Here is a 10605-nt window from a genome sequence, read left to right as displayed (position 1 = left end):
TAAATTTACGGAACCCACAATGCCTGTAGCGTTATTCTCTACTGTATAACCAAACACTCCGTCATAATATACTGTCAAAATATTGCTGCTGTAGCTAGCAGTATAATTGCCTTGTTCATCAGAAGTCTGCAATGACGACGATATATTATCAGTGCTATAGCTGGAAAGGTCATAATTCTTGTCGTTGGTGGTGATCGTCCAAGTCATTTTATCTTCCTCTTCGTTCCCGGCGCGCTGTCTGCCCGACGCGCTGCCTCTGCTGATGAAAATCCAATGTCCACGACGGGCGCGCGCACCCGTCGCCGCGGAACGTCTCGCCCCGCTTGCTGAAACCGGCTTCAAGCCGGATTGCGTCTACTGGTTGTTTGGCCGTTTCTGATCGGCCGATGTCGGTTAAGACGGCCCGATTTGCGCCGCTCGCTGAATTTTGGTTAAATTAGCAATATTAGACAATAAATTGCACCGAACCTGAATGTTTTCGCCTGTTTGCCACTTGACGAAATAATAGTTAACGCAACCTTACCTGGGCATTGCGGCCTTTTACACTTCCCCTGATCATTTTTGGGTGTATTTAGGGTTGTATAATTTAGGCGCATCGAAACTGGGCGCCGCGACCGATCGCAGAGGCGACAAAATGGCGGAGAGCCGAGATCAGCCATGCGCGCCGCGGCGCAGGCCTTCGATCCAGTTGTTGCAGAGGCGCACGCCTTCTTCCGGACGAAAAGCGTCCGGGTTGAGGCACCAGGCCAGCCAGAGCCCGTCCATCAGCGCTGTGAAGGCGATGGCGGCGAGGCGGAGATCGGCGACCGCAAAACCTTCTTCCCGGGCGAGATCGCCGATCAGGCCTTCGACGGTGCGGACATAATCGCCATATTCCTGGCGTTGCGAGGCGCTCATGCGCGGCGAATGCAAGATCAGGCTCCAGAACACCACCCAGACGCCGAGCACATCGCGATCCATCATGATCGGCGAGAAAGAGGCGGCGATGAAGGCGTCGAGCCGCGCCTTCGGCGTCGGTTCCGCTTCGTTCACCGCTTTGAGAATGGATTGCAGGATGCCCTCGGACATGATGTCGAAGGCATAGGCGACGAGTTCGTTGATCTCGCCGAAGTGATGGGTAATCAGCCCCTGCGTGACGCCCGCCTCGGCCGCGATCTGCCGCACGGACACGCCGGCATTGCCGTGTTTGACGATGCAGCGCAGCGCCGCCTCGCCCAATTGCCGGCGGCGGTCTTCCGGCGCCTCGCGGCGAAAGCGGGCGCGCGTCTTCGGTCCTGTCTTGGCGGTCGTCACAATCGAAATCCCTTCGCGCGTCAATCTAGCCTGTTCCAGATCGTCCATCAACATCATATTTTCATTGGTGTTTTTCTGCTTGTTATAAGATCGTATAATTTTTCTTGACTTCAGCAACGGCGCTTCTATCCTGACCTCAAGATCGGCAAAGCCGGCAAAGGGGAACTGCATGAATGTGATGACGAAACCGCAATCGCGGTATGACGTCCTGTTCGAGCCTGTGCGGATCGGCCCGGTCACCGCGCCCAACCGTTTCTATCAGGTGCCGCACGCCTCGGGCATGACCAATGCGCTTCCCCGAGTGAGAGCGGGCTTCCGTGAAACAAAGGCGGAAGGCGGCTGGGGGGTGATCTGCACCGGCGCCTGCTCCATCGACATCTCCTCCGACGACGCGCCCCTGCCGATGGCGACGATGTGGGACGACAACGACATCCGGGCGCATGCGCTGATGACAGACGCCGTGCATCGCCATGGCGCGCTGGCGGGCGTCGAGCTCTGGCATGGCGGCGCTTCGGTGATGAACCGGTCGAGCCGCATCGCGCCGCTGTCGCCTTCCGGCATTCCCTGGATGGCCACCCATGTCGGCTTCATGGGCAATCTGCGCCCCCGCGCCATGGACAAGCAGGATATTCGCGACGTGCTGCGCTGGCAGGCGGAAGGCGCCCGCAAGGCCCGACAGGCGGGCTTCGACATCGTCTATGTCTATGCCGGCATGGGCTATCTCGGCTATGAATTCCTGTTGCCGGAATACAATCACCGCAGCGACGATTATGGCGGCTCGATCGAAAATCGCGTCCGCTTCGTGCGCGAACTGGTGGAAGTCACCAAGGACGCGGTCGGCAAGGATTGCGGCGTGGCGCTTCGCATTTCGCTTGAGGAATTGCGCGGCCGTCCCGGCCGGCATCTGCCGTCTGAGGCCCACGAGGTGATTTCGCTGCTGGCGGAGACGCCCGATCTCTTCGACGTCAAGATGGATTCCAGCCCCACCGACTGTTCCGCCTCCCGCTTCACCGGTGAGGGCAGCCATGAGCCGGTGATCGATTTCGTCAAGACGCTGACGAAAAAGCCTGTCGTCGGCGTCGGCCGCTTCACCTCGCCGGATACGATGGTGAGCCAGATCAGGCGCGGGGTGCTCGATTTCATCGGCGGCGCGCGGCCCTCGATCGCCGATCCTTTCCTGCCCGCCAAGATCCGCGACGGCCGAGTGGACGAAATCCGCGAATGCATCGGCTGCAATATCTGCATTTCCAGCTGGCATGACGGCGTGCCGGTGCGCTGCACGCAAAACCCGACCGCCGGCGAGGAATGGCGGCGCGGCTGGCATCCGGAAAATCCCGGCAAGGCCGAGCGGCGCGAAAAAGTGCTGGTGATCGGCGGCGGCCCCGCCGGGCTCGAAGCGGCATTGACGCTCGGCCGGCGCGGCCATGAGGTGACGCTGGCCGAGGCCGGCTCCAGCTTCGGCGGCCGGCTGGTGTTCGAGCGTAGCCTTCCCGGTCTTTCGGCCTGGAACCGGGTAGTGGATTATCGCCTGGGCCGGTTGCGGGAAATGCCCAATGTCCAGCTCTATCTCGAAAGCCGGCTCGGGGCCGACGACATCGCTGATTTCGCCCCTGATCATTTGGCGGTGGCGACCGGCGCGCGCTGGACCAATTTCACCTATTCCTCGATGGAAATCCCGGTTGGCCGCATCGACCATCCCCATGTCTTCACGCCCGACGACATCGCCGCAGGGCGACTGCCCGAGGGCCCGACGCTGGTGTTCGATTTCGACAATTATTACGTGGGCGGCGTCATCACCGAATATCTGGCCGGGCGAGGCGTCAGCGTTTCCTACGCCACGCCGGCGGGGCAAGCCTCGGCCTGGACGATCATGACCAATGAACTGCCGCTGGTGCATCGCGCGCTCAGCCGCCGCGCCGTGCCGGTCACCACGCTGGTCACCGTCTCGGATTTCGATGGCGAAGTGGCGACGCTGACCCATATCTTCACTGGCGAACAAGAAAAACGACCCTGCCGCAATCTGGTGATCACCGGGCTCCGGCTGCCCCGCGACGAACTTTTCCAGGAGCTAATCGCCCGGCAGGACATGTTGCGTGATGCGGGCGTCAAGACGATCGAGCGGATCGGCGATGCGCTTGCCCCCGGCGCCATCGCGCATGCCGTCCATAGCGGCCATCTCTATGCGCGGGAGATGGGGCAGGGCGCCCGGGGCTTCCGCCGCGATGCGCCGATCGTCGAGTTCGAACCGGCCTTCACCTCGCGCGCCGGCCTGGCGGAGGCCTGATGACCACCACCGCGCCCACTCTCTCGCCCTGGTCCGTCGCATCGCCGCTTGCCGGCGGGGCGCTGCATGCGGTGGGGTCGGGCCTGTTTCACACGCTACTGCCCCTGCGGCTGGTGGCGGACGGGCAGGGGGCGGACGTTGTGGGTCTGGTGGTGGGTGCGGAAGGCGTCGGCTTCATACTGGGCTGTATCGGTTCTGTCAGGCTAATCCGCTCGGTCGGCGAAGTCAGGGCTTACGCGGCGCTCTCGGCCGTGTCGGCGACGCTGATCCTCTGCCTGGGGCTCGATCCGCATCTGGCGCTGTTCATGGCGATCCAGGCGGTGATCGGTTTCGCCAATGCCGGCCAGGCGGTGGTGATCGAAAGCTGGATCAACGCCATGGTCTCCAATGTCCATCGCGGCCGGGTGCTGACGCTTTATGTGCTGGTGCTCGGGCTGTTCTACGGCCTGGGCCAGTTGCTCGCCACCAATCTCGATCCCGCCGGCCATCCGATGCTGATGATCACCGCCGGCTTCTATGTCATTGCGCTTGCGCCGGTGACCGCGATCTGGGTCGGCGAGCCGCAACTGCATGTGCCGGTGGGTGTGAGGCTGTTCCGCACCTTCGCGATCTCGCCGATCGGCGCGCTGGCCTGCCTGATGACCGGGCTCATATCCTCGACCTTCGCCTCGGTCGGCCCGCTTTACGGACTGCAGATGAATTTCAGCCAGAAGACCATCGTTTTCCTGATGGCGGCCACGCAACTGGGCGCGCTGTTCCTGCAGTTTCCGCTCGGCTATCTCTCCGACCGGGTGGACAGGCGCGCGATGATGCTGTGGCTGTCGCTTTCGCTCGCGCTGGTCTGCGGCGTCTTCCTGCTGATGCGGGCGGATTCGCCGTTCTGGCTCTATCTCATCCTGTTTTCGCTGTTCGGCGGCATTTCCGAGATCTTCTATCCGCTCGGCGTGGCGCATGCCAATGACAAGGCCGATCCCGCCGATTTCGTCATGCTGTCGTCCAATCTCCTGCTGATCTGGGCCTTTGGCGGCGCGGTGGGTCCGGCGATCGTGACGGCGGGTGTTGGCTCTTTCGGCGCGGATCTGTTTTTCTGGTACGGCATCGGGCTGTCGGCGCTGTTTGCCTTCTATGCGCTGTTCCGGCTCTATCGCCAGCCGCCGGCCCGCAAGCGCGAACATTTCGTCGCCTATCCCCAGACCTCGCCGATGGTCTATGAATGGACGCCGCATGATCAGGCGGACGGCAGTGACGGAAAGGCTGACGCATGAGCCGGATCGTCGACGCCTTTCCCCGCTCCGTCAAAACGCTCGATCCGGTGTTCATCACCATGTCGGACGGTGTGACGCTCGCCGCCACAATCTGGCTGCCTGAAGACGCCGAGGCCGACCCCGTGCCGGCCATTCTCGAACTCATTCCCTACCGGCGCCGCGACGGCACGGTGTTCCGCGACATGAAGATGCATCCTTATGTCGCCGGACACGGCTTCGCCTGCGTCCGCGTCGACATCAGGGGATCGGGGGATTCCGAAGGCGTGCTGGCCGACGAATACACCGAGCGCGAACAGCGGGACGCGGAAGACATCATCGCCTGGCTGGCCGCGCAAAGCTGGTGCACGGGCGCGGTTGGCATGACCGGCATTTCCTGGGGCGGCTTCAACGCGCTTCAGGTGGCGGCCCGGCGTCCGCCGGCGCTGAAGGCGGTGATCGCGCTCTGCTGCTCTGATGAGCGTTATGCCGATGACGTCCACTATTTCGGCGGCAATCTGCTGACCGAGGACGGCATGTGGTCGAGTTTCATGCTGGGCATGAATGCGCTGCCGCCGGACCCGCAAATCGTGGGCGTGCGCTGGCGGGACATGTGGCGCGAGCGTCTGGAGGCCATATCCTGTTGGTCGGAGACCTGGCTCCGCCATCAACGCCGCGACGCCTATTGGACGTTCGGTTCGGTCGCGGAGGATTTCTCCGCCATAGACATCCCCGTCTATGCGATCAGCGGCTGGGACGACACCTATTTCAACGCCGTGCCCCGGTTGATGCAGGGTTTGAAAGGACCGAAAAAAGGGCTGATCGGCCCGTGGAGCCACGCCTATCCTTTTCTCGGCGCCCCCGGTCCCGCGATCCACTATCTCAAGGAGGCGATCCGCTGGTGGCGGCATTGGCTGGTTGGCGAAGACACCGGCATCATGGAGGAACCCTCCTATACCGTGCTGATCAAGGATCCGCACCGGCCGGCGCATTTCTATCCTGAGCATCCCGGTCAATGGGTCGGCGAACCCGGCTGGCCGACGCCATCGGTTGAGATGCAGCGGCTCTATCTCAACGCCAATGGGCTTGCCATCGAGCCGACGAATGGTCCTGTGATGCGCCTTAAGTCGCCCGTGACGGCGGGCCGCGATTGCGGCCGTTACGGCGGCTATGGCGGTGAAGTTCCTGATATGGCGGGCGATCAGCGCCGCGAGGATGGGCTGGGGCTCTGTTTTGAGACGGCGGAACTCGAGAACGATCTCGTGTTGCTCGGCGCAGCCGCAGTCGACCTCGAACTGGCCTCGGACCGGCCGCAGGCGACCATCATCGCCAGGCTCTGCGAGGTCTGGCCCGATGGCGTGTCCACATTGATCACCTGGGGCGCACTCAATTTGAGCCAACGGGAGAGCCGCGAGGTGCCGACGCCGCTCGTCCCGGGAGAGACGGTCAGAGCGCGGTTTGAGCTCAATCATTGTGGCCGGCGGCTGGCGCGCGGCAACCGCCTCCGGCTGGTTCTCTCCAACCAGCATTGGCCCGTGCTGTGGCCTGCGCCGGAGATGCCGACCTTCACGATTGCTTCCGGCGTTTCAGCGCTGATCCTGCCCGTCCGCACCGCCCAGCCCGGCGACGGCGACATCGCCTTTGAACCCGCCGAAATATCCCCGCCCGTCGCCGCGACCGAGTTGCGCGAGACGCATGACAGCCGCATTGTGACGATCGACGCGGGAAAGCGGCAGGAGACTCTGACGCTCGACAGCGATTACGGCCGCCAGAGGCTTGAGGATCGCGGCATCGAAACCTGGTCCGCAGTGCGCGACATCATGGCGATCACCGAGGATGATCCGCTGTCGGCCAGACTGGAAACCGGCTGGACGCTCGGCTTCAAGAGCGGCGAATGCGACGCCGAGGCGACCTCGCGAGTGACGCTGAAGTCGACAGCGACGCAATTCCATCTGCAATGGCGCATCGAGGCGCGGGAGAAGAACGAGACTATTTTCACCAGGGAGGGCGAGGCATGGATCGATCGGGATCATCTCTAGCCCCGTTGAGGAGACTACGGGCAACTGGGCCGCGCCTTGGCCGGGGGAGGGCGACATCATGACCGCCTTCATTATCCGGCGCATTGCGCTTGGCGGGCTGATCCTGCTTCTGGTCTCGATCCTGCTCTTCCTGATGCTGCATATGATCCCCGGCGACGCAACAGTGGTGGCGCTCGGACCACGCTCGACGCCGGAGATGCGCGAAGCCTTCCGCGCGATGATGGGCCTCGACAAGCCGCTTATCGAGCAACTCGGCGCCCATCTTGTTCGCCTTGCGCATCTCGATCTCGGTCAGGATGTCTGGAGCCGTAGGCCGGTCACAGATATCGTGATGGAAGCGCTGCCCTATACGGTGACGCTGGCCTTCTGCAGTTTCGCCTGGGCGGTGACGCTCGGCACGCTGCTCGGTTGCATCGCCGTGGTTCATCATGGCCGCTGGCAGGATTGGCTGATCGGCCTGTTCTCGGTCGGTTTCGTCGCCGTGCCGTCCTTCGTGGTGGCGCTTTATTCGCTGCTGTTCTTTGCGGTTACGCTCAACTGGCTGCCGGCGATCGGGGCAGGCGAGGCGGGCGATCCCCTGTCGCAGATCCGGGCGCTGATCCTGCCGTCTTTCGCCATCGGCATCGGCTGGGTAGGCTATGTCGCCCGCATCATGCGCGCCGCGATGATCGAAGCGCTCGGCGAGAGCCACGTCCGGACGCTCCGGGCCTTCGGGGTCCGGGAAAGCCGCATCGTCTATGGCTACGCGCTGCGGCAGGCCTTTCTCTCGGCTCTGCCGGTGATCGCCATCGGCTTTGGCGGACTGCTGACCGGCTCGGTTTTCGCCGAAATCGTCTTCACCCGTCCCGGCCTCGGCAAACTGACCTATGACGCGGTGATGTCGCGCAATTATCCGCTGGTGATGGGCGCTGTGCTCATTGCCTCAGCCCTCTATGTCGCCTGCATGATCATTGCCGATCTCCTCGCCGCAGCCCTGGATCCCCGCGTCAGGAGCGCCCTCTGATATGGCCGAGATCGCCAGCGCCCGGACCGAAGACAGACATCAGGAGCCCGGCGCGCTGGCGCGGATCGTGGCGGTGCTCGTCTCGGTCCTGTCGACGCCGCTCGGCTTGATCGGAGCGGCGCTCGTGTTGCTGGTCGTTTTCACGGCGCTGTTTGCCCCCTGGCTCGCGCCCTATCCGGCCACCGCCATCAATGTGAAGGAGAGGCTTGCCGATCCCTCCTGGGCGCATTGGCTCGGAACAGATCAGCTCGGGCGCGATCTCTTCTCGCGCGTGGTGATCGGCACGCGCACGGCCATGAGCGTGGCGCTAACGGCGCTTACCATCGCCCTCGCAGCGGCCCTGCCGCTCGGATTGATCGCAGGCTATGGGCCGCGCTGGCTGGACGCGCTGATGATCCTCGTCTTTGACAGTTTCTCCTCGCTGCCGATGATCATGCTCGGCCTGACGCTCGTGGTGCTTCTCGGACCCGGCCTGGGCACGGTTATTCTCGTCATCGTCCTCTATTGCATTCCGAGCTATGCCCGGCTGGTGCGCGCCCAGGTGCTGAGCCTGAAATCGCTCGATTTCATCAAGGCGCAGCAGGCGATGAACGCCAGCACGCCACGCATTCTCTTCCTGCATCTGCTACCCAATGCCGTGGGTCCACTGCTCATCCTCGCCTGTCTCGACCTCTCCACCATCATCACGCTCGAAGCCGGCCTCTCCTTTCTCGGCCTGGGCGTGAAGCCGCAGATCCCCAGCTGGGGCAATATCCTCAGCGATGGCTTCGCCGTGCTGCGCAAGACGCCGGTGCCGGTGATCGCCGGCGGCTTGCCGCTGATCATCGCCACGATCGGCTTCACATTCTTCGGCGAGGCCCTGCGCGACGCACTCGATCCCAAGCTCGCCAGGAGGCGGTCGACATGACGGACGCCCCCGTGCTCGACATCGATAAGGTCAGCATCACCTATAGCGGCGTCGCGCGCGCCGTCTCAGAGGTCAGCCTGAAAGTCATGCCGGGCGAAGTGGTCGGGCTGATCGGCGAAAGCGGATCGGGGAAATCAACGCTCGCCCATTCCATTCTCGGCCTGTTGCCCAAAAGCGCCGAAATCAGCGGGAACCGCATGCGACTTGCCGGCGTCGACCTCTTGACCGCCGGGGAGCGCGATTTCGCCCGGCTGCGCGGTCCGGCTGCGGCCATGGTGTTCCAGAATCCGATGGCGACTTTCAGCCCGCTGCACCGGATCGGCCGGCAACTGACGGATTTCCTCTGGCGCGACCGGACCTCCACAGAGCGCCAGAAGCGTGAGAAAATCATCGCCGCCCTGGCGGAAGCCGGCATTTCCGATCCCGAAGCGCGTTTCGGCGCCTATCCCTTCGAACTCTCAGGCGGCATGTTGCAACGCGTCTCGATCGCCGCCGCCCTGATGTGCGAACCGGCGCTCCTGATCGCCGACGAGCCGACCACCGCGCTCGACGTCACCATGGAAGCGCAGATCCTGCATCTGATGCGCGAATTGCGCCAGAGAACCGGCGTGGCGATCCTGATGATCTCGCATCAACTCGGCGTCATCGCCGAAATCTGCGACCGTGTCGCGGTGATGCAGGCGGGCCGGATCGTGGAGGAGGGGCCCGTCGAGCAGATCTTCGCGGAACCCCGACATCCCTATACGCGGGCGCTGCTCGCCTGCGAATTGTCGCTGGTCGACGACGACGCCAAGCGGCTTCCGGCCATCGCGTGGGATGAGACGATGGAGGCGGCGCGATGACGGCCATGCCAATCCTTGAGACGCGTTCCCTCTCGGTCTCCGTTCCCGGCAAGAGCCGGCTGCCATTCGTAAAAGGCCAGACGCTCGATATCCTCCGGGACGTGTCGCTGGATATTGGCCGAGGCGAAATCATCTCGATGGTCGGCGAAAGCGGCTCGGGTAAATCGACCTTCGGACGAACATTGGTTGGCCTGATGAACCGGTCCGGCGGCGAGATCCTGCTCGACGGTGAGGCGCTTCCGAAATCGCAATCGAGCGTGAGACGTCTACGGAAGGCGGCGGCGCTGCTCTTTCAGGACCCGGTCACCTCTTTCGACCCCCGCCAGCGCATCGGCTCGATCATCGCCGAGCCGCGCCATATCGCCGGTCGCAGCGACACCAGCCGGGACGCAATCGCGGAACTCGCTACGAAAGCCGGTCTCACGCGCAACCTGCTCGAACGCTTTCCGCACGGGCTCTCAGGCGGGCAGGCGCGCCGGGCAGCGGTAGCCCGGGCGCTTTCGGTGACGCCGAGGCTGATCATCGCCGATGAGCCGACCGCTGGCCTTGATCTCTCAGTGCAGGCGGGCGTACTCAACCTGTTTCTCGACATCCGCGACGATGTCGGCTCGGCCTTCCTGATCATCACTCATAATCTGGCCGTGGCGCGCCGCGTCTCCGACCGCGTCGCCATCATGTATCTTGGCCGCATCGTCGAGACAGGGCCAACGCGCGACATCTTCGCCGCCCCGCGCCATCCCTATACGCAGGCGCTTCTGGCCGCCGAACCCGCGCCGGATCCGCGCAAGCGCCGCACCGAACCGCCGGTGATCGGCGAAACGCCGAGCCTCCTGCATCGTCCCACAGGCTGCGAATTTCATCCGCGCTGTCGCTTCGCGCAAGATCGCTGCCGGACCGACGCGCCTGTGGAGACCCAGCTCTCCGACGATCACCGCATTCGCTGCCACACTCCGCTCACGCCGCCGGCGTCAGGAGACGGCTGACCGCATCGCATCA

At 63.6% G+C, this 10605-nt stretch carries 9 protein-coding genes; 8 read left to right on the top strand and 1 reads right to left on the bottom strand.

Annotated elements, in window-relative coordinates:
* The first annotated feature begins 178 nt into the window (after positions 1-178).
* The gene (locus tag M2360_RS06295; RefSeq protein WP_280773714.1) at positions 179-379 is read left to right on the top strand and encodes a hypothetical protein; all 201 of its coding nucleotides are present in this window, start codon (positions 179-181) and stop codon (positions 377-379) included.
* Positions 380-651: 272 nt separating this feature from the next.
* Here M2360_RS06295 and M2360_RS06290 read toward each other — a convergent pair whose 3' ends face one another.
* Positions 652-1293 (bottom strand): TetR family transcriptional regulator C-terminal domain-containing protein, encoded by a 642-nt coding sequence (locus M2360_RS06290; protein WP_280773712.1) that lies wholly within the window; start codon positions 1291-1293, stop codon positions 652-654.
* A 169-nt stretch (positions 1294-1462) separates the two neighbouring features.
* On the opposite strand from M2360_RS06290, the gene M2360_RS06285 reads away from it, so the two are divergent.
* From M2360_RS06285 to M2360_RS06255, 7 genes are read left to right on the top strand one after another with little or no spacing between them, the layout of a single operon-like run.
* A complete protein-coding gene (locus M2360_RS06285) occupies positions 1463-3577 on the top strand; it encodes an FAD-dependent oxidoreductase (RefSeq protein WP_280773711.1) in 2115 nt (704 codons plus the stop codon).
* A complete protein-coding gene (locus M2360_RS06280; protein ID WP_280773709.1) occupies positions 3577-4842 on the top strand; it encodes an MFS transporter in 1266 nt (421 codons plus the stop codon). The genes M2360_RS06285 and M2360_RS06280 overlap by 1 nt, the downstream gene beginning before the upstream one ends.
* Complete coding sequence (locus M2360_RS06275; RefSeq protein WP_280773706.1) at positions 4839-6857, top strand: CocE/NonD family hydrolase; 2019 nt, start codon at positions 4839-4841, stop codon at positions 6855-6857. Before M2360_RS06280 ends, M2360_RS06275 begins: the two co-directional genes overlap by 4 nt.
* Before the next feature lie 58 nt (positions 6858-6915).
* On the top strand, positions 6916-7860 hold the full coding sequence (locus M2360_RS06270) for an ABC transporter permease (RefSeq protein WP_280773705.1): 945 nt from the start codon (positions 6916-6918) through the stop codon (positions 7858-7860).
* Position 7861: 1 nt separating this feature from the next.
* Positions 7862-8767 carry an ABC transporter permease gene (locus M2360_RS06265; RefSeq protein WP_280773703.1) on the top strand — a complete coding sequence of 302 codons (906 nt, stop codon included), beginning with the start codon at positions 7862-7864 and terminating at the stop codon, positions 8765-8767.
* The gene (locus M2360_RS06260; protein ID WP_280773701.1) at positions 8764-9609 is read left to right on the top strand and encodes an ABC transporter ATP-binding protein; all 846 of its coding nucleotides are present in this window, start codon (positions 8764-8766) and stop codon (positions 9607-9609) included. Before M2360_RS06265 ends, M2360_RS06260 begins: the two co-directional genes overlap by 4 nt.
* Positions 9606-10592, top strand: coding sequence for an ABC transporter ATP-binding protein (locus M2360_RS06255; protein ID WP_280773700.1), 987 nt, complete (start codon positions 9606-9608; stop codon positions 10590-10592). The genes M2360_RS06260 and M2360_RS06255 overlap by 4 nt, the downstream gene beginning before the upstream one ends.
* Positions 10593-10605: the final 13 nt, after the last annotated feature.

Source organism: Rhizobium sp. SG_E_25_P2, assembly GCF_029892285.1.
Classification (GTDB): Bacteria; Pseudomonadota; Alphaproteobacteria; order Rhizobiales; family Rhizobiaceae; genus Rhizobium_E.
Note: the sequence above shows the minus strand (reverse complement) of the source record. Positions and strands in the feature narration are given on the sequence as shown.